At 62.7% G+C, this 25,524-nt stretch carries 24 protein-coding genes; 8 read left to right on the top strand and 16 right to left on the bottom strand.

The window, feature by feature from the left end; translation table 11 throughout:
- Positions 1-4: 4 nt before the first annotated feature.
- The 11 genes from IV454_RS31530 to IV454_RS31480 all read right to left on the bottom strand — a co-directional run bounded on the left by IV454_RS31530 (position 5) and on the right by IV454_RS31480 (position 11,361).
- Positions 5-2,161: a type VI secretion system Vgr family protein gene (locus IV454_RS31530; protein WP_206089500.1), complete on the bottom strand. Its 2,157-nt coding sequence runs from the start codon at positions 2,159-2,161 to the stop codon at positions 5-7.
- A gap of 31 nt (positions 2,162-2,192) precedes the next feature.
- Entirely contained in the window at positions 2,193-2,993 is an 801-nt protein-coding gene (locus IV454_RS31525; protein WP_206089499.1) for an ankyrin repeat domain-containing protein, read from the bottom strand.
- A complete protein-coding gene (locus tag IV454_RS31520; RefSeq protein ID WP_206089498.1) occupies positions 2,990-3,883 on the bottom strand; it encodes a DUF4124 domain-containing protein in 894 nt (297 codons plus the stop codon). The genes IV454_RS31525 and IV454_RS31520 overlap by 4 nt, the downstream gene beginning before the upstream one ends.
- A gap of 210 nt (positions 3,884-4,093) precedes the next feature.
- A complete protein-coding gene (locus tag IV454_RS31515; RefSeq protein WP_206089497.1) occupies positions 4,094-4,492 on the bottom strand; it encodes a YbbN family protein in 399 nt (132 codons plus the stop codon).
- The gene (locus tag IV454_RS31510) at positions 4,489-5,889 is read right to left on the bottom strand and encodes a hypothetical protein (protein WP_206089496.1); all 1,401 of its coding nucleotides are present in this window, start codon (positions 5,887-5,889) and stop codon (positions 4,489-4,491) included. Before IV454_RS31510 ends, IV454_RS31515 begins: the two co-directional genes overlap by 4 nt.
- Positions 5,890-5,977: 88 nt before the next feature.
- The gene (locus IV454_RS31505; protein ID WP_206089495.1) at positions 5,978-7,006 is read right to left on the bottom strand and encodes a hypothetical protein; all 1,029 of its coding nucleotides are present in this window, start codon (positions 7,004-7,006) and stop codon (positions 5,978-5,980) included.
- Between the two features lie 9 nt (positions 7,007-7,015).
- On the bottom strand, positions 7,016-8,191 hold the full coding sequence (locus IV454_RS31500; RefSeq protein WP_206089494.1) for a hypothetical protein: 1,176 nt from the start codon (positions 8,189-8,191) through the stop codon (positions 7,016-7,018).
- A 4-nt stretch (positions 8,192-8,195) separates the two neighbouring features.
- Positions 8,196-8,582 (bottom strand): DUF4150 domain-containing protein, encoded by a 387-nt coding sequence (locus IV454_RS31495; protein ID WP_206089493.1) that lies wholly within the window; start codon positions 8,580-8,582, stop codon positions 8,196-8,198.
- A 13-nt stretch (positions 8,583-8,595) separates the two neighbouring features.
- On the bottom strand, positions 8,596-9,711 hold the full coding sequence (locus tag IV454_RS31490) for a hypothetical protein (protein WP_206089492.1): 1,116 nt from the start codon (positions 9,709-9,711) through the stop codon (positions 8,596-8,598).
- Entirely contained in the window at positions 9,708-10,829 is a 1,122-nt protein-coding gene (locus tag IV454_RS31485) for a DUF2169 family type VI secretion system accessory protein (RefSeq protein WP_206089491.1), read from the bottom strand. Before IV454_RS31485 ends, IV454_RS31490 begins: the two co-directional genes overlap by 4 nt.
- Before the next feature lie 7 nt (positions 10,830-10,836).
- Complete coding sequence (locus IV454_RS31480; RefSeq protein WP_206089490.1) at positions 10,837-11,361, bottom strand: DUF6484 domain-containing protein; 525 nt, start codon at positions 11,359-11,361, stop codon at positions 10,837-10,839.
- Between the two features lie 321 nt (positions 11,362-11,682).
- Here IV454_RS31480 and IV454_RS31475 point away from each other — a divergent pair, with 321 nt between their 5' ends.
- Positions 11,683-11,880, top strand: coding sequence for a hypothetical protein (locus IV454_RS31475; RefSeq protein WP_206089489.1), 198 nt, complete (start codon positions 11,683-11,685; stop codon positions 11,878-11,880).
- Between the two features lie 167 nt (positions 11,881-12,047).
- Here the strand turns inward: IV454_RS31475 and IV454_RS31470 are convergent, their stop codons facing one another.
- The 5 genes from IV454_RS31470 to IV454_RS31450 all read right to left on the bottom strand — a co-directional run bounded on the left by IV454_RS31470 (position 12,048) and on the right by IV454_RS31450 (position 19,022).
- Positions 12,048-13,313: a DUF2863 family protein gene (locus IV454_RS31470; RefSeq protein WP_206089488.1), complete on the bottom strand. Its 1,266-nt coding sequence runs from the start codon at positions 13,311-13,313 to the stop codon at positions 12,048-12,050.
- 251 nt (positions 13,314-13,564) lie between these two features.
- Positions 13,565-16,273, bottom strand: coding sequence for an aconitate hydratase AcnA (gene acnA / locus IV454_RS31465; RefSeq protein ID WP_206089487.1), 2,709 nt, complete (start codon positions 16,271-16,273; stop codon positions 13,565-13,567).
- 29 nt (positions 16,274-16,302) lie between these two features.
- The gene (locus IV454_RS31460) at positions 16,303-16,917 is read right to left on the bottom strand and encodes a hypothetical protein (protein WP_307730199.1); all 615 of its coding nucleotides are present in this window, start codon (positions 16,915-16,917) and stop codon (positions 16,303-16,305) included.
- Positions 16,918-16,932: 15 nt separating this feature from the next.
- Entirely contained in the window at positions 16,933-17,928 is a 996-nt protein-coding gene (locus IV454_RS31455; protein ID WP_206089486.1) for an HpcH/HpaI aldolase/citrate lyase family protein, read from the bottom strand.
- Positions 17,929-18,032: 104 nt separating this feature from the next.
- A complete protein-coding gene (locus IV454_RS31450; protein ID WP_206089485.1) occupies positions 18,033-19,022 on the bottom strand; it encodes a malate dehydrogenase in 990 nt (329 codons plus the stop codon).
- 299 nt (positions 19,023-19,321) lie between these two features.
- Here IV454_RS31450 and IV454_RS31445 point away from each other — a divergent pair, with 299 nt between their 5' ends.
- From IV454_RS31445 to IV454_RS31415, 7 genes are all read left to right on the top strand, one after another.
- Positions 19,322-20,119, top strand: a complete 798-nt coding sequence (locus tag IV454_RS31445) for a GntR family transcriptional regulator (protein WP_054263815.1) — start codon at positions 19,322-19,324, stop codon at positions 20,117-20,119.
- 239 nt (positions 20,120-20,358) lie between these two features.
- Entirely contained in the window at positions 20,359-20,781 is a 423-nt protein-coding gene (gene sdhC, locus IV454_RS31440; RefSeq protein ID WP_206089484.1) for a succinate dehydrogenase, cytochrome b556 subunit, read from the top strand.
- Positions 20,781-21,146, top strand: coding sequence for a succinate dehydrogenase, hydrophobic membrane anchor protein (gene sdhD / locus IV454_RS31435; RefSeq protein ID WP_054263813.1), 366 nt, complete (start codon positions 20,781-20,783; stop codon positions 21,144-21,146). Before sdhC ends, sdhD begins: the two co-directional genes overlap by 1 nt.
- Before the next feature lie 2 nt (positions 21,147-21,148).
- On the top strand, positions 21,149-22,927 hold the full coding sequence (gene sdhA, locus IV454_RS31430) for a succinate dehydrogenase flavoprotein subunit (protein ID WP_054263812.1): 1,779 nt from the start codon (positions 21,149-21,151) through the stop codon (positions 22,925-22,927).
- Between the two features lie 9 nt (positions 22,928-22,936).
- A complete protein-coding gene (locus IV454_RS31425; RefSeq protein ID WP_054263811.1) occupies positions 22,937-23,647 on the top strand; it encodes a succinate dehydrogenase iron-sulfur subunit in 711 nt (236 codons plus the stop codon).
- 198 nt (positions 23,648-23,845) lie between these two features.
- Entirely contained in the window at positions 23,846-24,112 is a 267-nt protein-coding gene (locus IV454_RS31420) for an FAD assembly factor SdhE (protein ID WP_206089483.1), read from the top strand.
- 94 nt (positions 24,113-24,206) lie between these two features.
- On the top strand, positions 24,207-25,508 hold the full coding sequence (locus IV454_RS31415; RefSeq protein WP_206089482.1) for a citrate synthase: 1,302 nt from the start codon (positions 24,207-24,209) through the stop codon (positions 25,506-25,508).
- Positions 25,509-25,524: the final 16 nt, after the last annotated feature.

The following is a 25,524-nucleotide window of genomic DNA, read 5'->3' as shown; positions in this document are numbered from 1 at the left end:
GCGATCAGTTCTCCATGATTTTCTTGCCGTTGAGGGTGATGTTGCCATCGGCCTTGAAGATTTGCTCGTCGCTGGTGCCGACGCTGAAGGTGTGCCCGTTAAAAATAATCGTGCCGTCGGACTTCATCACCAGCTTCGCCTTGCCCACCGTGATCGACAGTTCGTCGCCCGCGTTAATCGAAATGGAATTTTCCACGTGGGTGATCTGGCTTTTGCCGACCACCGTCGCCATCATCATTCCCACGTTCAGGTCGTAACCGAGTCCGACGTTGTCCATGCGCGCCATGCCGACGTTCTGCACCGAGGCCAGGCCGATCGTTTCGGTCTTCATCCGCGCCACATTGATATCCCAGCTGCCGCCGATGGTGTCGGTCTCGTTCTGCCCCACGGTCTTGGTGCGGTTGGCGCCGATCGTGATGGTTTCGTTGATGCCGACATCCTCGGTGCGGTTGTCGCCAATGCTGATGTTCTCGTTGTGGTCGACCCGCTCCTTGCGGTTGTTGTGGACGGTGATGGTTTCGTCGCGGTCCACCGTTTCCGTGCGGTCGCGCTTGACGTGGTTGGTCTCGTCACGGTCGACCGTCTTGCGGCGGTCGTTGCCGACCCATTTATCCTCGTCGTGCTCGACCTCGGTGAGCTGGTCCTTCTCGGCGTGCAGCCACAGCTGCTCCTGGCCTTTTTTGTCCTCGAAGCGCAGGGCGTTGGCGTTGGCGTAGCTGCCCTTGGGCGTGGAGCGCGACAGGATCCCGCTCTGGGTCTTGTTGTCGGGCAGGGTCCAGGGCACCATCGTGTCTTCGTTGGGCACCATGCCGGTTACCAGCGGGCGGTCCGGATTGCCGTCCATGAACTGGATGACCACTTCCGAGCCGATGCGCGGGATCGCCGTGACGCCGAAGTTGGCGCCCGACCATGAGGTGACGACCCGGATCCAGGCCGAGCTCTTCTCGTCGTATTCACCGATGCGGTCCCAGTGAAATTGCACCCGCACCCGCCCGTATTGGTCGGTGTGGATCTCTTCGCCCTTGGGACCGACCACCAGCGCCGTTTGCAGCCCGTAGATCTTCGGTTCCACGCTGTTGTAGCCGCGCCCCGGGCGCCACGGGATCTGCTTGCGGATGCACGAAACCCGGTTTTCGTAGTGCGACGGGGTCTGTACGTTGACCTGGTAGTTGTTGGTGGCCGAGTGGCGCACTTCCATGATCAGGAATTCCTTGCCACCATCATCGAAATGTTCCGTGAGCGTAAAGCTACGGCCCGGCAGGACGTAGCGGTCGTTGCCAGCGCCTTCGAAATGCTTGCCGCTTGCTTCGATTTCTTCCAGCCGCAGGCGGGTCTTCGTGTCGGCGTCGCCTGCATCCTTGAAGCCGTAGGCACCGACGTATTCGTACACTTCCTTCTTGAGCACGTCGCCCTGCTCGTTGACGGTAGGCAGTTGGGTCTTGAGCGGCTTCGGGCTCTTGAAATTGAAGCTGGACAAGGCGTACTTGGCCGGCACCAGGCGCCGCACCGGCGTCCATTCGCCCAGGGCGTCGTCTTCCTCGGTGCCGGCGGCGCGGTTGAAGGGAATGTGGGCCGGGCCGTCGATGGGCGCGGCGGCGGTCGAATCGTCCGACAGGATCAGGGTGTGGCCGGCGGCCGTGTGCTCGTACCAGTAGAACCAGCCTTTTTCTTCCCAGCGCCGGTGCAGGTAGTTGTAGTCGGACTCGTCGTACTGGCAAGCGTCGGTCATGATCGGGTCCGCGCCGTTGATGCGGAACTCGCTCTTGCGCACCGCGTAGTCGCCGAAGATATCGTCGCTCTGGTCCTGGATGCTCATGTCGTGGAACAGATAGTTGTCGCGGCGCAGGCGCAGATACGCCAGCCACGGCAGCAGGACCATGTCGTAATACACTTCGCCGCCGTCGGCGCGCACGCGGCGGAACTCGAACACGTAGCCGTTGAAGTAGCGCATGGTGTCGTCTTCGCGCACCAGTTCCACGGTGACCATCTTGCCCTGCACATCCTTGAGGGCGATGTGGGGGTCGTCGGTCAGGCACTCGATGGTGAAGTGGAAGTCGCGCGACAAGCCTTCCACCGCGTCGAGCCTGTTGGCAACGAGGCTGGACGGGCCATCTCCGTTCGGAAAATTCAGGCGCAGCAGGCGGTTGTTCTGGCGGGTCATGCGGGCATCCTTTTGGTGAGCATGTGACGAGTCACGGAGTGTGTTTCTGAGCGCTGGCGGCGGGGGCGGCCACCTTGGCAAGATGCTGCTCCAGGCGCGCCACCAGCGCGGCATGGCCGAGCCGGCGCGCATAGGCGAGGGCGTCTTCGCCGCGCTTGTTGGGCAGCGCCGGGTCGGCATGCTGGTCGAGCAAAAAGCTCATCAGGTCCAGGTTGCCGGACGCAATCGCCATATGCAGGGCGGTGCTGCCCTGCACGTGGACCGCATTGAGCGGCACCTGCAGCCGCAACAGACGGCCGGCCAGGGCGATTTGCAGGGCGCGCTGCGGCGCGGGCGGCAGCGGCTGCAGCGCCAGGCTGTGCAGCGCGGTCTTGGCGCCGTCGTCGACCAGGCGCGCATCGGCGCCGCGATCGAGCAGCAGGCCGGCGATGGCGAACTGGGGCGCACTGAGCGCATGCTGCAGCGGCGTGGCGCCGATGGCATCGCGCGGACTGTCGGTGCGGGCGCCGGCGTCGAGCAACATCGTGACCGCCTTGAGGTCGCCACTGGCGATGGCCAGCATCAGCGGGCTGATGCCGGCGTGGCAGGCATTCGGATCGTCGCCGGCGGCGAGCACTTGCTTGAGTGTCGCGTAACGGTCGCGGCCCAGGGCCAGGAAGATGCGCGGGGCGACGCCAGGCTTGAAGTCGCGCGCAACGTCCGCGGCGGCGTCGCCACTGTCGCGCGCTTCGCTGCAGCGCAGCGCGGGCGGCGGCGCCTTGGCCTGGGCGAGGCTTGCCGTCGTGAAGAGCAAGGCCAGCCATACCGCGCGCAGGGGAGTACGCCGGCTCACTTGGACACACCCCGCACGTAGGCTGCCTGGGCCTTGTCCAGGGAGCGTTTCAGTTCGCCGTACTTGCTTTGGCTGAGCAAATTGCGGGCATCGATATATTCTTCCTCGGACAACACGCCGTCGTGGAACATGGTGTCCATGCGCTTGCGCAGCACCACGATGGCGGCGGTCGAGAGCACATCCGGATTGAGGGCGGCGATGAGGACGTCGAGTACCGGGCCGGCGGCGCGTACCACGGCCGTGCCCTTGGCGGCGCGTAACGCGGCTTTACTGCCGGCCAGTTCTTTCGCCGCCTTAGCGGATGCCACCTCGGCTTCGGCAACTTCGATTTTCATGTACTGGCCGAGGCGTGAATTGGAATAGGTCGCGGTCTTGGTGGGCAGGGTGCTGGCTTTTTCGCCGAGCACCTCGGCGTACGGGCCGTAGCGGTCGCGCTTCATCGCATCCTTGAGCGTGCTCTCCATCCATTTTTCCATGCTGCCGCCGAACTTGCCGTTGGCCAGCCCCGCCGAGGCGCCCATGATGTTGGTGCCGGCCTTGAGTCCGATGCTCGTTTCTCTCAGTGGACGGAACTGCGCATACTTTTGCAGCTTCATCCACGCTTGCGGATCTTCATCGCGCAGTTCGCGCATCACGCGGTCGAAGCGCACCGGGCTGTAGTGGCGCAGGTAGTCGATGTATTCCAGGTAATCGGCCAGCTTGGCGCCGCGGGTGCGCGCCTGCATGATCAGCGACTTGATCTCCCGGTTGTGTTCATCGGCGGTACGCTCGCGCTCGCGCACGGTCGTGGTGCTGCCGTTACGGTTGACCGACGAGATGCTGCCCGCGCCTTGCGGCCTGTCGGTAAACTCGGTGCTGCCGTCCGGACGCTGTATTTTGTAAACCGCCATCGACGTTCCCGACTGTCAATTACAAGATTGAAAGGATGCTGATACTATGAAATAGCTGTCATTTTAGCAAAATTCGCTTACTTTGAAGCTATATTTGCAAGAAATGACGGCGGGCAAACACGCTCGCGCCCGGGATGCGGGGAGCGCAAATGGCGCGGCTGTGGCGCGTTTGCCACGCTGGAGCGGCGCCGGTGGGGGATTGCGGCGCTGCTATTCCAGCGCCCAATCCTGCTGGAGAAGTCGTGCGCGAATGCCGGGGTCGGCTGGAATGTCGTCCGGGTGCATGGGCGCGCCTGTCGCGGCGCGCTCCAGGGTCGCGCCATTGTCCAGAAATGTCGCCGATACCAGGCGCTGACCCCGATACACGAACATCATCGGTAAATTGCCGGGCTGGTAGTCGCCCAGGAATTGCCCATGGTCCTCCATGTCGAGCCACAGCCAGGTCTCGTCGTCGGGCGCGCGCGCGGCCAGGGCATCGACGTCGGGCCGGACCTCGCGGCAGCGGGCGCACCATGCTTCGGCGCCGACCACGATCATCAGGCGTGATTCGGGCGCTTGCAGGCGTTGCGCCAGGGCGCTGGCGTGGTCCCATGGATCGAGCATGCTCATGCGGCGTGTTCCAGGTCCATCAGTGCGTCGATCGTGTCGGCGCACTGCAGTTGGATCGCCGCCGGTGCGCGCACCGGCACAATGAACAGCGGGTCGAGCGATTGCAGGTGTTGAGCCGCAATACGGCGAATGGCTTGGCTGCTTCCCTCCATGATCTCGAGCATGGACGCGTGGTCGGCCGGCTGCCCGTTGATGCAGCGTTCCCCGGCCGGCAGCGACAAGCGATGGCGGGCGATCGCCGCGCCGTTGGGCAGCACCAGGCCGAAGTCGGCGTCGACCGGGGCGCTGTCGAGCGTGGCGTCGGCGGAGACCGCCGGCTGCGCGAGAATCAGCCCGGCCCCGACGATATCGACGCCGCTGATGACTTGCCACACCCAGCCGGCATAGCGCGCCGTGGCCGGATCGTTCATCTGGTGCACGACGAACGGCAGATGGGCGGGATCGCCATGGCAAGCCACGAAATGCAAGGCGCTGCGCACCGGCATGGCCGCCAGCATGGTCGCCAGCTCGCCGCTGCCGGGTTCGATCATCCAGGCGAGATGTTCGACCCAGCGCTCGAGGCGCCGCCTGGCTTGTTTCGCAAACCAGCCGCTGGCGCCGGCGAGCAGTGCAACCTGGCTGGCAACGCAGTGGCGCAAGGTATCGACACTGCGCAGGCGCAGTTCGTGGTCCGCTTGCTCATCGAATCGGGAAGCATACGCCCCGTCGCGCGCCAGGCGCGCCACTGCGATGGCGGCCTGGGCGCGCACGGCAAGGTCGCCGTCGTGCAGCGCTGCCTTCACCAGCTGCTTGACCTGCTCATCCTCATCGGCCTGCGCAGCCAGGCGGCATGCGGCGGCGCGCACATGCGCGTTCGGGCTGGCCAGCAATTCGGGCAGCGGCGTTTGCAGCCATGTATCGCTGTCCGTCGATGCCGGGTCCGATACGAGGCACTGATTGATCAGGTTCAGGGCGCGCAGGGCGGCGACCAGCATCACCGGTTCGGCGCCGGGTGCGCTCCAGCGCGCAATGGCGCGCTCGGCCGCCGGCCATGGCGCCCAGGCCAAGGCGCTGATCGCGCCGCGCAGCAGTGCATCCGGGCTGGCCTGGATGTGCGCGGCCAGTAGGTCGAGCCGGGCAGGGTCGCCGTCCAGGATGGCGGCATAGGTGCAGGCGAACGCCTCGCCTGGTTTGTTCCAGCGTTCGAGTGCCGCCAGCGCGAACGGCCATGCACCGCTGCCGGCGACCGCGATCCCGTCGAGATGGGCTTGCAATGTGCCGTTGAAACGGATCAGGTCGGACAGGCTGAGCGTGAACGACTGTTCCGAGACGTCGTATTGCGACCAGTAAAAGGCCGTGTCTTCAACGTGCCTGCGCACCATGGCTGGAATGACCTGGCGATTTTGTTGTAGTTGCATGGGATACCGGGTGGTTAGCTGGGGAGGAGGTCATCCGCGCGGGCGCGGCCACGGGCCGCGATGCAGCGTGTTCCCCCCCCGTTGCCGCTCAAAGATAATCGAATGCGCTGAAAAGCCGGCGCCATCCGCTGCCATCGTGGAGACAGGCGCCGTGCGGGCCGGCTGTCAGCAGGAATTTGCCGTCGGGGCTGATATCGAGCCGGCCGCCATTGGTCGGGTTCGGCGCATCCGGCTCGACTTCCTGAAGCGGAACGACCAGCTTCTTCTTCACATCGATCGTCCAGATACCCTCTTGCCCGCCCAGATACAGGCGATTGTTGAACCAGGCGGCATCCACCGGCTGGTATCCGGGCGCGATATCCGCTTCCGCGATCAGCTTCCAGTTATCGGTGCGGCCCGCCCACACGCTGCCGTTTGCTTCGGTAAGGTAGACCACGCCGTCGCCGGCGCAGCATACCGTTTTCAGTTTTGCATTGGTTGGAATCGGGCAGTTGTGCCACTTGCTGCCGTCGAAACGCCAGACATCGCCCTTGCCGCCCACCGCATACATGTCGTTGGTGTCGAAGGCGCTCATGTCGCTGAAACCGAAGGTACTGGGCAGGGCGCCCGAGGTCGCCACGTCGGCCGGCAGGGGAACGCCCTTGCCTTCATTGCCCAGTTCGATCCACTGATCGACGCCGAGGCGCCGGTATATTTTTCGGTAGTCGCCGATGGCGTAGATTTGCCCGGCGGCGCGAACCACTTTCGTCACGATGCCCACGCGTGCGCCAACCGTACTCATGTCGATCAAGTCATCGATGGCCGTTTCCTGGCCCTTGCGCTGGCCGCTGGCCGAATACACCTGGCTGCGCGTATCGACGGACACGTATTCCGGCGGGGTCATGCTGGCCGCGATCGAGGTGAAAGTAAAGTCCTCGCTCTCCGAGACGGCAAAGCGGTTCTCGATCGGCTGGTCGATCGCCATGTTGATAAAGCGTGTTTTCGGCAGGGGATCGCGGCTGTCGCGCTCTTCCACCAGGATGAAGCCGAATCCTTTTTCCCGGATGATGGCGCAATCGAAGATGGTGTATCCGCTGACAAATTTTGTCCACGTTTCCTTGTTAAAAACCTCGTCCATCGAAATCTCCTAAATTACATTGGTCGGTGTGAGCGGCGCGGCAGTGGGGGCCGGGACCGGGCCGGTGGGCGCGTCCGGTCCGCCGTTCGCCTCGCCAGAGTGCGGGGAAACTTTTGCCTTGTCGAGGTCACCGCAGCTGTGCTTGTTCTTTAAGGAATCGTCGAGCTGCTCGGACAGGCATTTGGAGTCGCATCCGAACATGGTGGCGAACATGTCCGCCACCTCGTTGCGCGCGTCAGTATAGGGCATGTCGGCCGATTTTCGAAAGCGGTCCAGAATGTCGCCCGTCTCTTTGTGCGCGTGCCCGTGGCTGCCGTTGGCCGAGCGATTGGTCGTGCCTTCCAGGCAAATCGTCAGTGCCGCATTATGCTCATAGCCTTTCCAGCAAGGCCGCCGGCCATCGTTTTTCATCTTCCTTTTATAGGTTTTCTTGTCGCTGTTGAGCTCCGGCGCATATTGGTCGAACATGGCGCTCGGGAGCAGGTGATGCCCGGTCTGGCCGGGGCAGCATCCATTGCCGGCGGCGGTCTTATCGGCATCCATGTACGGGATCAAGAGGCATTTTCTCGCCTTGATACAGGGGTCCGCATGGGCGGCCGAGGCCATCGTCGCGGCCATGATGTCTTCCATCGGACCCGGCGTGAGCAGATCCGGCGAGTTCGCGAAGGTGGTCGTCAGCTGATCCTTGAATTTTTGGGTGTTCGACACCTTGGCATTGTCCGGACCGCGTTCGCCGCCCGGCTTCTGCCACAAGCCGGTGCAGTTCTTCATCCACGCATTCTTTTTGGTGCTTTTGAAGCCGGTGTCTATTTTCGCCTGGGCGTCAATATCCACGAGCGCTTTCTTGACATCCGTTTCATGGCTTTTCACCGAAGGCGCGGCGTTTGTGCCCAGCTTGGAATTTTGTCTCGAGGCGGCGGCGGCTTGATCGTTGGCTGGTGTGTCGGCGCATTTTTCTATAATGCGGTCGTAGTCGTCCTTGCAGTCGCCATGATCGGTCTTGTTATGAAAGTAGTGGTAATCGGCGGTATTGCCGGCTTTCTGAACCGGACGACGCGGCTTTTTCGCCCTGGGCACCTTGGGCTTGACGGCCTTGGGTTTGGCGACGCGGGCCTTTTTCGGCTTGGGGCCGCCGGCTGTGGCGGTGGCCGCCCGCTTTTTTGCCTTGGTGGGTTGCGTTGTCATTTACTCATCCGTGGTTGTGCGTCATGGTGTCGTTATGCCTGCACACGTTCAATCCTTCGAATTTCACGTTGGATGACCATTGGGTGAAATACGCCTTGCCTTTGATGACGCCGCTTTTCACGCCCTTTTTAAACAGCAGGGTCGCCGGCTCGTCGCCGGTGCTGGTCGAAAAATACGACACATTCTTCAGCGCCACTTCGGTACCGCAAATAAATACCGTTGAGCTTCCATTCTGGAGATGCTTGGCAAACGCGGTATTGGGGTAGGGAATGACCACCGGTCCCACGCCGGGAGGCGGCGGGCTCCAGCAGGGATCGGGGAAGGAAAACGATTTTCCATCGGCCGCTTTGGATGAAATTTGATTGTCATTGGCATACACGTGGGTGTCCATCGCTTGCAATCTCCTAGGCTATGCTTCGTTGTAATATCACTGCGCTGCGCAGCCCGTTGTCGTTGGCTAAGTGCAGTAATCCGCCGGCACCCGGCCCTGCCGGATGGCGCATGGTCTTGAATAAATAGGCCAGCATGGCCGGTCCGGTCGCCGCCCCGACTTCGCCCAGGCAGTCGGCCACCGTCACCAGGCCCGGCAGGTTGCTGCCGGCCGGCGCCAGGCGGGTCATGGCATTGGATGCTTCGCGCGCAAAAAACGACTCGCCGTTCTGATCGCTGACCCGGAATGCGAGGTCCTCGAATGCAAGGCGGCTCATCGTGAGCGCCGCGCGGATCGCTGCGGTCAATCCCTGCGATTTGCTCGGCACGCTGCCATCGACGCGGCCAGGCTCGTCACCGGTGCCAAAGCCGAGGATGCGCACCTCGCCATCGTGCCGGGCCGGTGCCGGTTCGCCGGCGGCGGCCACCGCCGCTTTCTGCAAGAGAACGGCGGCAGCGGCTTCGCCGGGAATGAAGCCGTCGCTGTTGCCCCGCACTTGCAGGCGGCCAGCCTGGAGATAGGCGTTGATGGTGGTGGCGTTCAGGTAGGTATCGGCGCCGACCAGGAGCACCTGTTCGCAATCGGGCAACGCCAGCAGCGCAGCGGCCTGTTTGAGTGCATTCGCCAGCCCGGCGCGGCCTGACGCCATGACGCCGGAACGCGGGTGAAACTGCAGGCCGAGCTGGTCGACGGCCTGGCTGAATACGCTGGCATACCAATCGCTGTCGCTGCCGCTGCGTTCCGGTTCGGGGGCCAGCCAGACCAGCGGCACCTTGCTGACGTCGCACTGCCCGACCGTGCTCAGACAATCCGCAATGGCTAGGGCAATCCAGCGCGCCAGCCGTCCCTGGCCCCATACATTGTCGTCGTCCAGGCGCGCCACCAGCACTCGCTCGTGCCGCCCTGTCTTGAAGTCGCTGCGCTGGAAATGGTCCATGTTGGCGCGCATGGCGCACACGGCCGCATCCAGGTTGTACCCGACCGCACAACACAGGCCGGCCGCGCGGATGGCCAGGGCCGGCGTCGACGCTGTGTCGGCGGGCCCGGCGCCAAACTTGTTCCAGAAACTGTTTTTCGTTAAGGAATTCATGCCGACCCTTCGTTGTCATCCATCCCGTGGCCGCATCCGTGGCAGCCGCCGGCGCCCGCGCGCTGGCGCTGCCACCACGCCGGGTCGACCGGACCGACCGCCAGCACCAGGAATTCCTGGATGCGGCGCCGGATCGGCACGCTGGTGCGCCATATCGCCGAGAAACTGCCTTTTTCGGTTTCGAAGAACAGGGTGTCGACCGCCGGCGCCAGGATCTCGGTGCTGTAATCGGTGCGCAGAATCCGCACCTGCAGGTCGTCAAGGCGCGGCAAGGTGAAGCGCACGTCCGGCCGTCCGGCCATCATGTTGCGCAAGATGACGGTTTCACCGCCGCCAGGGTAGGCAATCTGTTGATCGGCCGCTGCACACTGGTTGTGTTGCTCGTCAAAATCTTCCGGCAGGAAGGGGCAGACGTTTTCCTCCCAATGCTTGTCGTAGGTGCCGGCATGGTCGCTGCGCGGCGTCCAGTGGCGGCCGACGGCCGACAAGGCGACCGGCGTGTAATTGCCGGTCGGGCTGCTGATTGTTTCGCCGAGCGCCTGCAGATTCGGTGCGCTTTCTCCATCGAGGTCGCCGCCCGTGCGTTTGCCGCCCCATCCGATTCCGGCCGGATTGGCGAGCATGGTTTCGGTCATGGTCTGCCGGTTCTCGCCCCAGCCTTGCTGGTAGGTGCGGGCGCCGCCGAAGGCATGACCGTAGTGCAAAGGCATGCGCGTAAAAGGTTCGGGTTTGGTGAGCGTGTAGATGCCCATCAGTTTGCGCCACTGGCGCGGGCCGACCACCTTGATGCCTTTTTTCATTGGGCCAACCTGGCATGCCACCGTGATCTCTTGCACTTCCTGGCCGTCGGGCGCATGCGCATATGCATCGAACAGGACGTCGCAGCGCGGTTTATAGCGCGCGAAATCGTCGCCGTAGAGCAGGGCGCTCAGGCCCGGTTCGCCGACGAAGGCATCGCTCACGGACAGCGGCGATGGTGCGATCGGGCGCGGGCGTTGGCCTTCCTCGGGGATACGCCAGCTTCCCTTGATGACGATCACAAGATGCTCGCGCCCATCGACGTCGAGCGACGTGGCGACCTGTGCAATCAAATGCTTCGAGGCGACTTGAATGTCCATGCCGGCCCTAGTTGACGTGAACCGAACCGCCCAGGATGCGCTGGGTCGCGCTGGCCTGGCTGGTGATGTAGGTGCCGCGCAGCTGGATGCGGCCATCGGCACTTAGGACGAGCGCGGCTTCACCACAACGCAATTCAATTTCGTGCTCGGCGCTGAGCACGACACGTTCGCCGTCGAGCACGACATGGGTGCTGGCCTGCGCCGGCGGCGCTTGCGGCGCCAGCATGAAACCGAGGATGAGCGGACGCCGCGGGTCGCCCGATTCGAATCCCAGCGCGACGGATTGGCCGATCTGCGCGGGGTCGAGCGCACTGAGTGTGCGTGCGGCGATGCGGCTCAAGCCGAAGGCGGGAATGCTGACCAGGGCAACGCCGTCGTCGCCGATGGCGTCGAAGCGGCCCACGGCGATGCCGTCGGCGCGTGCCGGCAGCTGCGCTGTCTGGACGATGACGTCGTGCAGCAGTTGTGCGGCCGGGGCGTCATCCGGCGCGGGCGTTGCCGCAGTGGCAGGAGCATAGGGTATCGGTTGCATGCTTCACTCTCGGAATAGTCTTGGCTGGCAGGGCGGTGATCGGCCAACCCGGGGCCATGGATGCGGCGCATGCGGCAAGCCGGCTGCCGCGGCGACGGATAAAAGCCTGAAAACCTGGGGGCGAGCGCAGGGAGCCTGGACCATCCGTGCTTGTGTCGAGCGCGTCCTGCAGCAATATAATCATGCTATTTTATCATTGCCGCACATGTAAAAGTGCAATTTTTGTGATCGCCGGATGCCAGCAAACGGGGCGCCGGACGGTCGCGCCGGGGCGCTGCCGCATCGCTGAAGTGGGGGCACCCGGAAACAAGGAACCCGGGCGTGGATGAGGTGCGGGTCCGGCTCGCACCGGGGCTGGACGGCGCCCGGAACCAGGCGCAAGATGCCGGCGTGGGCAGGGCGCCCACGCGTTGCGGCAAGCTACAAGGGCCGCTTGCCTACCACTTGAAAACCCGGGCGATTGCCAGGAACCAGGTGATGAAAGTATCGATAAATCCGGTCAACACCGGCACCACCTGAATCATCATATCGTCCATGCTTGTTCTCCACAGTGCGTTGACGCGGCCCGGACGAGCCACTCAAGGAGTGTAGGGGTGTTGGCATTTCGTTATCTTGTGCGCGCCCAACAAAGCTTGCGGCGTAAAAAAACCCGGGCGGGCCCGGGTTCTCGATGCGGCAATGCGTGCTTAGTGAAAATGCTCGGTGCCGGCAGGCGCGTCTTCCGGCATTTCCGCGTGCACCAGTTCGCCAGTTGGGTCGGCAAACAGGGGCGCGTCGCAATCGTCGCAATACTCGGTCACGAAACGCTCGTTATGGCGCTTGATGTGGGTGACCCCAGCTTCGTTCAGGTGGCCGATGATGTCGTCGAGCGGCGCCTTCGGCTCGTCCATGCCGCCCAGGGCGGCCGCCGACAAGCCTTCCACCGGCGTGCCGTCTTCATCTTCCTGCCCGTACAGCGGCCACACGATGCCGTAGATGACATCGGACGTCTGGCGCATGGTGAAGCCGACCCGGTATTCGTCGATCTGGCCTTCGGCCGATTCGTCGCCGAAGCCGGCAATGACGGCGCGCAGGTCGGACGCTTCCACACCCAAGGTATTGGTCAGGTAATGCACGGCGGCGCGCACCGATACCGGACGGATCAGCTTATCGGCTTCGCGGCAAGCCACGTAATACGCTTCCGGCAGCAGCAGTTCGACTCCGCAGCCCGGCAGCAGGCGCGTGATGGTCGGACCGGCCTGGGCACGCCATTGTTCGAGCGCATTGGCGCGCTCGACCATGAAGGTCGACTGGAACTGCGGCTCCTGCCAGCGGAACAGGGGTGCGCCCAGCGGCGCCACGATGGCTACCATCAGGTAGCGCGTGTCGGCCAGGAAGGGCGCGGTCTCGGCCGGCTTGGCCATCGGCTTGACGGCCGTGCCCTTGTGCGCGGCCTGGGCCAGCTTGTGGGTGGTGGTGTAGGTTTCGGCGTGGGTGCGTGGCAACTGGTCGATCGAGAACAGGGTCGGCGCCATGGCCAACTGCACGCCATCGGCCAGCAGGTGCGCCGAAAAATGGGCGGACAGGGTTTGCAGCAGCTCGGCCGGAATGGTGCCCGACGCAATCGAAAAACGGGTCCACGCCAGGATCGGCGCCGCCACCAGCAGTGCCTGGAAGGTCTTTTCCGTGCCCTCGTGCTGCTCGACCATGGTCGACGATTCGCTGACCGCTTCGACACCTTCCATCAGGGTATCGTAGGCGTTCAGGTCTTCCTTGAACAGCACGTTGAGGGTGGTGTCGACGGTATCCTGGTGCCCGCTCTTGAGCAGGCGCTGCAAGTGCGTATCGAGCTGGCGTTCCCAGGCCCGTTCTTCAATGCGGCTGGACGCCTGGACGATTGCCTGGCTGATGCTGACCAGGCGTTGGCTCTCGGCCGACAACTTATGGGATGAATCTTTGGTTGGACGACGCATGGCGTATAAGAGTCTTTGTAAGTGAATGAACGGATCAATAATGTCGTAACAATGATAAACCCTTATCGCCCGTATTGTAGTTCATTCGTCCCTTGCCCATGAAGACGGCGCAAGAAGTGTGAAAAAAAGTTGAGCGGGAGGGTGGGTAGTGGGCGCTCACTCGGCCTTGCCGCAACATCGCCGGACGAAAAAAAACGCCGGACGAATCCGGCGTTTTTTGTGCCAGCCCCGCGCTCGGCGGGTGTGGCTGATTACGCGGCCAGCAGCTGGCGCAGCACGAATGGCAGGATACCGCCGTGCTTGTAGTAATCGACTTCGATCGGGGTATCGATACGCAGCAGGACCTTGACTTCCTGAACGTCGCCATTGGCGCGCGTGATGACCAGGGTCGCCAGTTGCTGCGGCTTGATCTCGCCTTCCAGGCCCTTCAGGTCGAACACTTCCTTACCCGTGATGTTCAAGGTCTGCACGCTGTCGTCGCCGATGAATTGCAGCGGCAGCACGCCCATGCCCACCAGGTTCGAGCGGTGAATACGCTCGAAGGAACGGGTAATGACCGCTTTCACGCCCAGCAGCTGGGTGCCCTTGGCGGCCCAGTCGCGCGAGGAACCCGTGCCGTACTCTTCGCCGCCGAACACCATGGTCGGCACGCCGTCGGCCACATACTTCATGGCTGCGTCGTAGATCGACATCTGGGCGCCGCTCGGCTGGTGAATCGTGATGCCGCCTTCGACAGCGGAACCGTCGGCCTTGGCCGGAATCATGCGGTTCTTGATACGCACATTGGCGAAGGTGCCGCGCATCATGATCTCGTGATTGCCGCGGCGCGAGCCGTAGGAATTGAAGTCCGCCTTCTGCACGCCATTGGCCAGCAGCCATTTGCCCGCAGGGCCGCTTTCCTGGATCGAACCGGCCGGCGAAATGTGGTCGGTGGTGATCGAGTCGCCGAACACGCCCAGTGCGCGCGCGCCGCTGATGCCGGTCGCTGCCGCTTTCGGGATCATCTCGAAGCCGTCGAAGAATGGCGGCTCGGCGATGTAGGTCGACTTCGGCCAGTCGTAGACCTGGCCGGTGGTGGTGGTGACGTTTTCCCACAGCTTGCCCGGTGCGCCCTTGACGTCGGCGTAGTTGGCCTTGAAGACCTTGGAGTTCATCGCGAACTTCATCAGCTTGCCGATTTCTTTCGAGGTCGGCCAGATGTCGCCCAGGTAGACGTCCTTGCCGTTGGTGCCCTTGCCGACTGGCTCGGTCATCAGGTCGCGCGTCATGTTGCCGGCGATGGCGTAGGCCACCACCAGCGGCGGCGAGGCCAGGAAGTTGGAACGGATGTTCGGGTGGATCCGGGCTTCGAAGTTGCGGTTGCCCGACAACACAGCCGAAGCCACGATATCGTTTTCGGCGATGGCCGCGTTCAGTTCCGGGGTCAGGTCGCCGGCATTGCCGATGCAGGTGGTGCAGCCGTAGGCGGTGACGCCGAAGCCCAGCTTTTCCAGGTAAGGCAGCAGGCCGGCGGCGGTCAGGTATTCGGTGACCACACGCGAGCCAGGGGCCAGCGAGGTCTTGATGTGCGGCGCGACCGTCAGGCCCGCTTCAACCGCTTTTTTCGCCAGCAGGCCGGCGGCCAGCAGCACGCTCGGGTTGGAGGTGTTGGTGCACGAGGTGATCGCCGCGATCAGCACGTCGCCGTTCTTGACGTGCACGCCGTTGGTCGTTTCGTAGTGGTTGGTCAGGTCGGCCGGGTTCTTGTTGAAACCATTTTCGGTGGTCGGCTTGGAGAACAGTTCGATGAAGTTGTTCTTGACGTTGCCGATTTCGATACGGTCCTGAGGACGCTTCGGACCGGCCAGCGACGGGGTCACGGTGGACAGGTCGAGCGAGACCACGCGGGTGTAGTCGATGTCGCCTTCCTGCGGCACGCCGTACAGGTTCTGGGCCTTGAAGTAGTTCTTGAACGCGGTGATTTCTTCGGTGGTGCGGCCGGTGCCTTCGAAGTAGTCGATGGTGGCGTCGTCAACCGGGAAGAAGCCCATCGTGGCGCCGTATTCCGGTGCCATGTTGGCGATGGTGGCGCGGTCGGTCAGCGACAGGGTTTCGGTGCCGGCGCCGAAGAATTCGACGAACTTGCCGACGACTTTTTCCTTGCGCAGCATTTCGGTGATGGTCAGCACCAGGTCGGTCGCGGTGCAGCCTTCGCGCAGTGCGCCGGTCAGGTTCACGCCGATCACGTCCGGGGTCAGGAAGTAGACCGGCTGGCCCAGCATGCCCGCTTCGGCTTCGATGCCGCCCACGCCCCAGCCGACCACGCCGATGCCGTTGATCATGGTGGTGTGCGAGTCGGTGCCGACCAGGGTGTCAGGGTAGTAGGTGTCGCCCGCTTTATGCACGCCGCGCGCCAGGTACTCCAGGTTGACCTGGTGGACGATGCCGAAGCCGGGAGGGACCACGCCGAAGGTGTCGAAGGCTTGCATGCCCCACTTCATGAACTGGTAGCGCTCGTTGTTGCGCGAGAATTCCAGTTTCATGTTCAGGTCGAGCGCATTCTTTTCGCGGTAGTGGTCGATGGTGACCGAGTGGTCGACCACGAGGTCGACCGGTACCAGCGGCTCGATGTTTTTCGGGTTCATGCCCATCTTGTTGGCGACGTTGCGCATCGCGGCCAGGTCGGCCAGCAAAGGCACGCCGGTGAAGTCTTGCAGCACCACGCGGGCCACGACGAAAGGAATCTCGTCGGTGCGTTCGCCGTTTGGCGCCCAGTTCGCCAATTGCCTCACGTGTTCTTCCGTGACCTTCTTGCCGTCGCAGTTACGCAGCACGGATTCGAGGACCAGGCGGATCGACACCGGAAGGCGCGAGACATTCACCCCAAGGCTTTTTTCGAGCGCCGGCAAGGAGTAGAACTTGCCTTTCTTGCCGGCCGACAGTTTGAAATCCTTGAGCGTGTTCAGAGTGTTGCGGGACATGACCTCTCCTTCAGTGGGGTATTGTTATTTCAGTTCGTTTTTTTTGCTTCAGGGGCGTCAAGCGCCGCCGGCGCCGCCAGGGGCGGCACCGCTGGTACTGCAAGTTCGCCCGATGCCGGGGTTGCCGCCGGCATCGCCGCCGGGGCCGCGACAGGCGCCACCGGGGTGTCGACAACCGGTTTCATCTGCTCGGCGTTCTTGCATTCATTGGCCAGCTGGCGGTTCAGGCGCGAATCGAGCAGCATGCCCTTGGCCGGAATGCCGATCCAGACCAGGCCGAAGAGCGGGTTCTCGAAGCGCTTGGCGCCCGTGGTGGTCCCCACGCGGGTGAGGCGGTGCAAGCGTTTTTTCCAGCGCAGCGCGATGTGGCCGTCGTCGGTATCGTTATGGTAGGTCGTGACCTTGTTGCCCAGTTCGCAGTCGAACTCGGTGGTGGTGGTGCCGCTGATGTCCGGTTCCGGCTCGCTGGCGACCACGTCGACCGCTTTCGGATGGCTCTTCGACTTGGCCGCGGTTTTGGCCGAACCGTTGGCCTTGACGGTTTTTTTCGGTTCGGCCGCGTTGGCCGACGCGGCCGCGCACAGCGTGGCCGCTGCCATCGCCAGCGAGCAGGCGAGCAGGGTGTTCTTGATCAGGGTGGGCATCGGGAATGGATCCGTTCAGGTGGCGGGTTGTGGGTCGTTGACGAGCGCGGCGGCGGCGTCGGGCAGGGCCAGGCCCGCCAGTTTCGCGCGCTGCAGCACCGTCCAATAATAGCGATAGCTGGCGCGGTCGTGCAAGCGCCCGTTCTGGGCGATCGGGCCCCAGCCGGCGTTCTTGCCTTCGGTGAGGATGTTGGTCGCTTCGTTTACTTCCGACAGGCGCGGCGTGAACGCTTTCAGGATCGGCTTGATCTGGTCGGGGTGGATGCTCCACATGCGCGTAAAGCCGAATTCGGCGGCGGCGCGCTGGGCATCGTTGGCCACCACGGCGCTGTCCTTGATGTCGGTGGTGACGTTATGCGAGGGCACCTTGCCGTGCGCATGGCAGGCGGCCGCCATTTCGAGCTTGGCACGCACCACCAGCGGGTGCGTGAACTGGCCCGGCGTGCGCATGGCCGCGCCCGGAATGGCGCCGTAGTGGCTGGACACGAAATCCATGATGCCGAACGACAGGCACTCGACCTGGGGCAGGGCGGCGATGGCATCGGCTTCGCGCAGGCCGCCATGGGTTTCGATCAGCACGTGCACCGGCAGCGGGCTGGTGCGGCCGGCCTTGGTGGCATGCTGGTTGATGGTCTTGATGGCACGCGCCACTTCGGCCGCGCTGTGGATCTTGGGCAGCACGATGTAGGCGAGGCGCTGGGCGGCGCCGCCCACGATCACCGACAGGTCGCCGTCGAAAAACGGGCTGGCCACGTCGTGCACGCGCACGCCGATGCGGTTGTGGCGGTTGCCGTCGTCATTGAGCAGGCGCACGATCATTTGGGCGTGTTCGGGCTCGGCACCGGCGGTGGCGCCGTCCTCGCAGTCGAACGTGATGTCGAACAGGGGGCCAAGCTCTTGTTGCAGGGCCATCGACTTGAGCATCAGCTTTTCGGAGCCTGCATAGTGGTCGCAGGCGGGGAGCAGCAAAGGCTGGCGTTTGCCCTGGAATAAAACCTCGGAGGGATGCATGTTCATTTTCTCAGGTACAGCAGCGCTCGTGCCGCTCGGGGCGGCACGGCGCGTGCGGCGAATCGGTGGGCTTACGGGATCCACGAATCCGGCCGCGTTGAAACTCAGGCCAGCAGGTGGGCAACGCCTTCACGCTCTTCGGTCAGTTCCTTGAGCGTGAGGTTGATGCGTTCTTGCGAGAACTCGTCGATCGGCAAACCTTGCACGATCGTGTATTCGCCATTCGCGGTGGTGACCGGGAAGCCGAACATGGTGCCTTCAGGGATGCCGTACGAACCATCCGAAGCAATCCCCATGGTGGTCCACTTGCCGTTGGTACCGAGGTACCAGTCATGCATGTGGTCGATGGCTGCGTTGGCCGCCGATGCCGCCGACGACAGGCCGCGCGCTTCGATGATCGCGGCGCCGCGCTTGCCGACGGTTGGCAGGAAGGTGTCGCGGTTCCATGTGTCGTCGTTGATGGTGTCCTTGACCGATGCGCCATCGATCTGGGCGAAACGGTAGTCGGCGTACATGGTCGGCGAGTGGTTGCCCCACACGCACAGTTTTTCGATCGAGGCGACCGGCTTGCCGGTTTTGGTCGCGATCTGCGACAGGGCGCGGTTGTGGTCCAGGCGCAGCATGGCGGTGAAGTTCTTGGCCGGCAGCGACGGCGCCGATTTCATGGCGATGTAGGCGTTGGTGTTGGCAGGGTTGCCGACCACCAGCACCTTGACGTTGCGCGAAGCGACGGCGTCGAGCGCCTTGCCTTGCACCGTGAAGATCTGGGCATTGGCTTCGAGCAGGTCTTTACGCTCCATGCCGGGACCGCGCGGACGGGCGCCGACCAGCAGGGCGAAATCGGCATCCTTGAAGGCGGTCATCGGGTCGGCGTGGGCGCTCATGCCGGCCAGCAGCGGGAATGCGCAGTCGTCGATTTCCATCATGACGCCCTTGAGCGCTTTCTGGGCTTTCTCGTCGGCGATTTCCAGCAATTGCAAAATGACTGGCTGGTCTTTGCCGAGCATGTCACCGTTCGCGATGCGGAACAGCAGGGAATAGCCGATCTGGCCGGCAGCGCCGGTGACAGCAACGCGCAGTGGGGTTTTAGCCATGATGAATCTCCAAAGTGGGAAAGAAAACGGTCGAAGCTGAGGATACGCTTGTTCGGGAAAACCGTAATGATACCAAAATCGGATACCGACATCGGACACCACAGCCGGAACTTCCCGTCCCCCGTCACAAAACGCTTGCGGGGCGATACGCGCGTATGCCGGATCGAACGCGAGTGTAGGCGCAGGTCGGCGTTCTGTCAATTCGTATCATATATCTTATATAAGACACCTTATATAAAACAGCTGTCTGCGGCGATTACACTGGACTGGCAAGCCCGTTTGTGTTGAAATCTCGGTCTATGAACCCAGTCCCGACCCCTCCGATCTTGCATGGTACAACGGCCAGCGGGACCGGCGCTGCCGCCGGCGCGTCGGGCGGTTCGCCGACCTTCAGCCCCCTTTATCAGCAGATCAAGGCGCTCATCACGCAGGGCCTGCAGGCGGGCGAATGGAAACCCGGCGAAATGATCCCCAGCGAAGTCGAGCTGGCCGGCCGCTTCAAGGTCAGCCAGGGCACCGTGCGCAAGGCGATCGACGAACTGGCCGCCGAAAACCTGGTGCTGCGGCGCCAGGGCAAGGGCACCTTTGTCGCCACCCATCACGAGGCGCGCGCGCATTTCCGCTTCCTGCGCCTGATGCCCGACGAAGGCGTGCCTCACCATCCCGACAACAAGATCATCGAAGTCAAGCGCATGCGCGCGCCGGCCGAAGTGGCGCGCCTGCTGGACTTGAAATCGGGCGACTCCGTAGTGTATATCAAGCGCGTGATGTCGTTCGACGGCACGCCGACAATTCTTGAAGAAATGTGGCTTCCCGGCCTCCTGTTCAAGGGACTGACCGCGGAACGCCTGGTCGAGTACAAGGGTCCAATGTACGGGTTGTTCGAGTCCGAGTTCGGCACCCGCATGATCCGCGCCAGCGAGAAAATCCGCGCACTCGGGGCCGATGCCGGCGCCGCCCAGTTTCTCGGGGTGCCCGAAGGGGCGCCGCTGCTGTGCGCCGAGCGCGTCTCGTTCACCTACGGCGACAAGGCGGTCGAGCTGCGCCGCGGGCTGTACCTGACGGCGCACCACCATTACCAGAATGACTTGTCGTAGTTTCAAGACAAGTGTTGCCGAACCGCGATTGACCCTTGATTCAGGGGTGCGCAGTGCGACGGTGCGGTGCACAAAATGCCCGTTCCGTTTAAAATGCATTGATCATAAGAAAGTAGCATGCATCTGCCCATATTGTTGCTGAACATGCCAATCCCAAGAGGAATATTGGTGCATTTGGGCAAAATGGGCGAAAATTGCGGGTTCATTACAATTTAGTTAGTCTAAGGGGAGGTACTGCCATGTCCGAAGCCGTGAAGGAAGTTCCAAAAAAAGAACGGCCCGAGATCCGTAACATTCATGTTACCGATTTGATGAATTACAATATGACGCCTGGCGCCTATGTGTCGATCCTGCACCGCATCAGCGGCGCGGCGATCTTCCTGATGCTGCCGTTCCTGCTGTATCTGTTCCAGAACAGCGTCCAGTCCGAAATGTCGTTCGACTATTTCAAAGGCATCCTCTCGCATCCGCTGTGCAAACTGGTCCTGCTGGGCCTGATTTGGGCGTATATGCACCACTTCTGCGCCGGTTTCCGTCACCTGTTCATGGACATGCACATGGGCATCGAGAAAGATTCCTCGCGCCAGAGCGCTGTCAGCGTGCTCGTTGTCAGCCTGATCCTGACCGCACTGGCTGGTCTCAAACTGTTTGGAGTGTTTTGATGGCAAAGAATAATGTCGGACGTAACCGCCTCGTCGTCGGCGCCCACTACGGCCTGAGGGATTGGATGGCCCAGCGCCTCACCGCGGTCGTGATGGCCGTGTACACCTTCACCCTGCTGATCTCCTTCCTGACCGGCCAGAACTTCACCTACGAAGGCTGGTCCCACCTGTTCTCGCAGCAGTGGTTCAAGCTGTTCAGCCTGGTGACCTTCGCCGGCCTGTACTACCACGCCTGGGTCGGCATGCGCGACGTCTGGATGGATTACATCAAACCGGTCGGCGTGCGCCTGACGCTGCAAGCGGCCACCATCGTGTGGCTGATTGGCTGCGCCGCATGGACTGTACAAATTCTCTGGAGCGTTTAATCGTGGCAGCAATCAAAAAAGCACTTCCTACCCGCCGCTTCGACGCGGTCATCATCGGCGCCGGCGGTTCGGGCATGCGCGCATCCCTGCAACTGGCTGAAGCCGGCCTGAACGTTGCCGTGCTGTCGAAAGTCTTCCCGACCCGTTCGCACACGGTCGCGGCCCAGGGCGGCATCGGCGCGTCCCTCGGCAATATGTCGGAAGATGACTGGTACTGGCATATGTTCGACACCGTCAAGGGTGGCGACTACCTGGGCGACCAGGATGCGATCGAATTCATGTGCCGCGAAGCACCGAAGGTCGTGTACGAACTGGAACACTTCGGCATGCCTTTCGACCGCAATCCGGATGGCACGATTTACCAGCGTCCGTTCGGCGGCCACACCGCCAACTTCGGCGAAAAGCCGGTCCAGCGCGCCTGCGCGGCGGCCGACCGTACCGGCCACGCACTGCTGCACACCCTGTACCAGCGTAACGTGCGCGCACGCACCCACTTCTTCGTCGAGTGGATGGCGATCGACATCATCCGCGACGCCGACGGCGATTGCGTCGGTGTCGTTGCGCTCGAAATGGAAACCGGCGAATGCATGATCCTGGAAGCGAAGACCACCATCTTCGCCACCGGCGGGGCAGGGCGCATCTTCGCCGCCTCGACCAATGCCTTCATTAACACCGGCGACGGCATGGGCATGGCGGCGCGCGCCGGCCTGCCGCTGCAAGACATGGAATTCTGGCAGTTCCACCCGACCGGCGTGTCCGGCGCGGGTGTCTTGATTACCGAGGGCGTGCGCGGCGAAGGCGGTATCCTGATCAACAGCAATGGCGAACGCTTCATGGAGCGCTACGCGCCGACCCTGAAAGACCTGGCGCCGCGCGACTTCGTGTCGCGTTCGATGGACCAGGAAATCAAGGAAGGCCGCGGCTGCGGTCCGAACAAGGACCACGTGCTGCTGGACCTGCGCCACATCGGCGCCGACACCATCGCCAAGCGCCTGCCGTCGATTCTCGAAATCGGCCACAAGTTCGCCAACGTCGACGCCACCAAGGAACCGATTCCGGTCGTGCCGACGATTCACTACCAGATGGGCGGCATTCCGACCAACATCCACGGCCAGGTCGTCGCGCCGAAAGATGGCAACCCGGTCGCCGTGGTGAACGGCCTGTACGCGATCGGCGAATGCGCCTGCGTGTCGGTGCACGGCGCCAACCGCCTCGGCACCAACTCGCTGCTCGACCTGCTGGTGTTCGGCCGCGCGGCCGGCAACCACGTGGTGGCATCGAACCTGAAGCAAAAGGAAAACAAGCCTTTGCCGAAGGATGCGGCCGACTTCGCGCTCGAGCGCATGAACCGCCTGGAAACCTCGACCGGTTCCGAAAAAGTGCAGGGCGTGGCCAACGACATCCGCTCCACGATGCAGAAATACTGCGGCGTGTTCCGTACCGACGAGCTGCTGACCCAGGGCTACAAAGAGATCATGGTGCTCGACGAGCGCCGCAAGCACGTCTCGTTCAAGGACAAGTCGATGGTGTTCAACACCGCCCGCGTCGAAGCGCTGGAACTCGATAATCTCATTGAAACGGCGAAAGCGACCATCACATCGGCCGTGGCACGCAAGGAATCGCGCGGCGCGCACGCCCACAGCGACTACCCTGCGCGCGACGATGAAGTCTGGATGAAGCACACCTTGTTCTACTCCGAAGGCAACCGCCTCGATTACAAGCCTGTGATCACCAAGCCGCTGACGGTCGATACCTTCAAGCCGAAACCACGTACTTTCTAAGGTCAGAACATGACACGCACCGTAAAACTGAAAATCTACCGCTACGATCCCGACCAGGATGCCAAGCCGTACATGCAAGACGTGACCGTCGAGCTGCAAGACACCGACAAGATGCTGCTCGACGCCCTGCAGCGCATCAAGTCGGACGTGGACGATACCCTGAGCCTGCGCCGCTCCTGCCGTGAAGGCGTGTGCGGTTCGGACGCGATGAACATCAACGGCAAGAACGGCCTGGCTTGCACCACCAACCTGAACGAGCTGACCCAGCCGATCGTCCTGCGTCCGCTGGCCGGCCTGCCGGTCATCCGCGACCTGATCGTCGACATGACGCAGTTTTTCAAGCAGTACGATTCGATCAAGCCTTACCTGGTGAACGATTCGATCCCGCCTGAAAAAGAGCGCCTGCAAACCCCGACCGAGCGCGAAGAGCTCGACGGCCTGTACGAGTGCATCCTGTGCGCCTGCTGCTCGACGTCGTGCCCATCGTTCTGGTGGAATCCGGACAAGTTCGTCGGTCCTGCCGGCCTCTTGCAAGCCTACCGCTTCATCGCCGACAGCCGCGACGAAGACACCGGCGCGCGCCTGGACAACCTGGAAGACCCGTACCGCCTGTTCCGCTGCCACTCGATCATGAATTGCGTGGACGTGTGCCCGAAGGGGCTGAACCCGAACAAGGCCATCGGCAAGATCAAGGAATTGATGGTTCGCCGCGCCGTCTAAGGCAGCATGGCAAGCCGCCATGGCGGGCGCGGCGCGGACATGCTTGTCCGCGTCGCGCCCGCTTGCCATCCGGGACGGATTTGCATGCCGTCAGGTATGGTCTGGTGTGGTGAATTGTTGCAAGCAATACAGTAAAAGTACCGTACTGCCGAAATCCGGCAGGCGGAGTATAGTGTTGACCCAACGACGGACTCTAGAGTGAATACGCACCAATCCGACCCGGCCAACCGCTCGCGACTGCGCTGGCGCAGCCGCCGGGGTTTGCTCGAAAACGACCTGATCCTCACGCGCTTCCTTGACGCGCATGAGGAAGGGATGACCGATGACGAAGTCGACGCGCTGACCCGGCTGCTCGATCTGGCGGACAATCCGCTGATGGACCTGCTCCTGGCGCGCAAGGAGCCCGAAGGTGAAGTCGACTTGCCGCATGTGCGCGCCTTGCTGGCGCGCCTGCGGCAAGCGTAAGCGTGGCAACGGCCCGTGGCGAAAGCCCGTGGCATAGCCCGACGAGTTTCGTAATTTTTATTTTGTAGACCTCACCTCCCAAGAAGGAAGTGCCATGAACATCTCTGATACCAAAGCCACCCTGTCGTTTTCCGATGGCAGCACGCCCATCGACATGCCGATTTACAAGGGCACCGTTGGCCCGGACGTCATCGACATCCGCAAGCTGTACGCCCAGACCGGCAAATTCACCTACGACCCGGGCTTCATGTCGACCGCCGCCTGCAACTCGAGCATCACCTACATCGATGGCGACAAGGGCGAACTGCTGTACCGCGGTTACCCGATCGAGCAGCTGGCTGTCAATTGCGACTTCCTGGAAACCTGCTTCCTGCTGCTGAACGGCGAACTGCCGAACAAGGAAGAAAACCTGAAGTTCAGCGACACCGTCACCAAGCACACCATGGTGCACGAGCAGATGCAATTCTTCTTCCGCGGCTTCCGCCGTGACGCCCACCCGATGTCGGTGCTGGTCGGCACGGTCGGCGCGCTGGCCTCGTTCTACCACGACTCGCTCGACATCAACGATCCGCATCACCGCGAAGTATCGGCCATCCGCCTGATCGCCAAGATGCCGACCCTGGTCGCGATGTCGTACAAATACTCGATCGGCCAGCCGTTCGTGTACCCACGCAACGACCTGTCGTACAGCGCCAACTTCATGCGCATGATGTTCGGCAATCCGTGCGAAGAATACGTCGTCAACGACGTGCTGGTGCGCGCACTCGACCGCATCCTGATCCTGCACGCGGACCACGAGCAAAACGCATCGACCTCGACCGTTCGCCTGGCCGGTTCCTCGGGCGCCAATCCGTTCGCCTGTATCGCCGCCGGCATCGCCTGCCTGTGGGGCCCGGCGCACGGTGGTGCGAACGAAGCCGCACTGAACATGCTGAAAGAAATCGGCACGGTCGAGAACATTCCTGCTTTCATCGAAAAAGTGAAAGACAAGAATTCCGGCGTCAAGCTGATGGGTTTCGGTCACCGCGTGTACAAGAACTTCGACCCGCGCGCCAAGCTGATGCGCGAAACCTGCTACGAAGTGCTGGAAGAGCTGGGCCTGCAGGACGACCCGCTGTTCAAACTGGCCATGGCCCTGGAAAAAATCGCGCTGGAAGACGACTACTTCGTGTCGCGCAAGCTGTACCCGAACGTCGACTTCTACTCGGGCATCGTGCAATCGGCGCTGGGCATTCCGGTGTCGCTGTTCACCGGTATCTTCGCGATGGCGCGCACCATCGGCTGGATCGCGCAATGGAACGAAATGATTTCCGATCCAGAGCAAAAGATCGGCCGTCCACGCCAGCTGTTCATCGGTTCGCCGACGCGCGACGTCAAGCCGATGGACAAGCGCTGATCGAAGCGCCTTGCCA

This window comes from Massilia antarctica, assembly GCF_015689335.1.
Taxonomy (GTDB): domain Bacteria; phylum Pseudomonadota; class Gammaproteobacteria; order Burkholderiales; family Burkholderiaceae_D; genus Telluria_A; species Telluria_A antarctica.
Note: the sequence above shows the minus strand (reverse complement) of the source record. Positions and strands in the feature narration are given on the sequence as shown.

What these genes read in the sequence shown, in the direction of transcription:
- acnA (WP_206089487.1), bottom strand. Translation starts at nt 16,273, where the DNA reads ATGTCCCGCAACACTCTGAACACGCTCAAGGATTTCAAACTGTCGGCC.
- IV454_RS31445 (WP_054263815.1), top strand. Translation starts at nt 19,322, where the DNA reads ATGAACCCAGTCCCGACCCCTCCGATCTTGCATGGTACAACGGCCAGC.
- IV454_RS31460 (WP_307730199.1), bottom strand. Translation starts at nt 16,917, where the DNA reads ATGCCCACCCTGATCAAGAACACCCTGCTCGCCTGCTCGCTGGCGATG.
- IV454_RS31520 (WP_206089498.1), bottom strand. Translation starts at nt 3,883, where the DNA reads ATGGCGGTTTACAAAATACAGCGTCCGGACGGCAGCACCGAGTTTACC.
- IV454_RS31490 (WP_206089492.1), bottom strand. Translation starts at nt 9,711, where the DNA reads ATGAATTCCTTAACGAAAAACAGTTTCTGGAACAAGTTTGGCGCCGGG.
- IV454_RS31425 (WP_054263811.1), top strand. Translation starts at nt 22,937, where the DNA reads ATGACACGCACCGTAAAACTGAAAATCTACCGCTACGATCCCGACCAG.
- IV454_RS31495 (WP_206089493.1), bottom strand. Translation starts at nt 8,582, where the DNA reads ATGGACACCCACGTGTATGCCAATGACAATCAAATTTCATCCAAAGCG.
- IV454_RS31505 (WP_206089495.1), bottom strand. Translation starts at nt 7,006, where the DNA reads ATGGACGAGGTTTTTAACAAGGAAACGTGGACAAAATTTGTCAGCGGA.
- IV454_RS31515 (WP_206089497.1), bottom strand. Translation starts at nt 4,492, where the DNA reads ATGAGCATGCTCGATCCATGGGACCACGCCAGCGCCCTGGCGCAACGC.
- IV454_RS31530 (WP_206089500.1), bottom strand. Translation starts at nt 2,161, where the DNA reads ATGACCCGCCAGAACAACCGCCTGCTGCGCCTGAATTTTCCGAACGGA.
- IV454_RS31480 (WP_206089490.1), bottom strand. Translation starts at nt 11,361, where the DNA reads ATGCAACCGATACCCTATGCTCCTGCCACTGCGGCAACGCCCGCGCCG.
- sdhD (WP_054263813.1), top strand. Translation starts at nt 20,781, where the DNA reads ATGGCAAAGAATAATGTCGGACGTAACCGCCTCGTCGTCGGCGCCCAC.
- IV454_RS31450 (WP_206089485.1), bottom strand. Translation starts at nt 19,022, where the DNA reads ATGGCTAAAACCCCACTGCGCGTTGCTGTCACCGGCGCTGCCGGCCAG.
- IV454_RS31485 (WP_206089491.1), bottom strand. Translation starts at nt 10,829, where the DNA reads ATGGACATTCAAGTCGCCTCGAAGCATTTGATTGCACAGGTCGCCACG.
- sdhC (WP_206089484.1), top strand. Translation starts at nt 20,359, where the DNA reads ATGTCCGAAGCCGTGAAGGAAGTTCCAAAAAAAGAACGGCCCGAGATC.
- IV454_RS31415 (WP_206089482.1), top strand. Translation starts at nt 24,207, where the DNA reads ATGAACATCTCTGATACCAAAGCCACCCTGTCGTTTTCCGATGGCAGC.
- IV454_RS31510 (WP_206089496.1), bottom strand. Translation starts at nt 5,889, where the DNA reads ATGCAACTACAACAAAATCGCCAGGTCATTCCAGCCATGGTGCGCAGG.
- IV454_RS31455 (WP_206089486.1), bottom strand. Translation starts at nt 17,928, where the DNA reads ATGCATCCCTCCGAGGTTTTATTCCAGGGCAAACGCCAGCCTTTGCTG.
- IV454_RS31500 (WP_206089494.1), bottom strand. Translation starts at nt 8,191, where the DNA reads ATGACAACGCAACCCACCAAGGCAAAAAAGCGGGCGGCCACCGCCACA.
- IV454_RS31470 (WP_206089488.1), bottom strand. Translation starts at nt 13,313, where the DNA reads ATGCGTCGTCCAACCAAAGATTCATCCCATAAGTTGTCGGCCGAGAGC.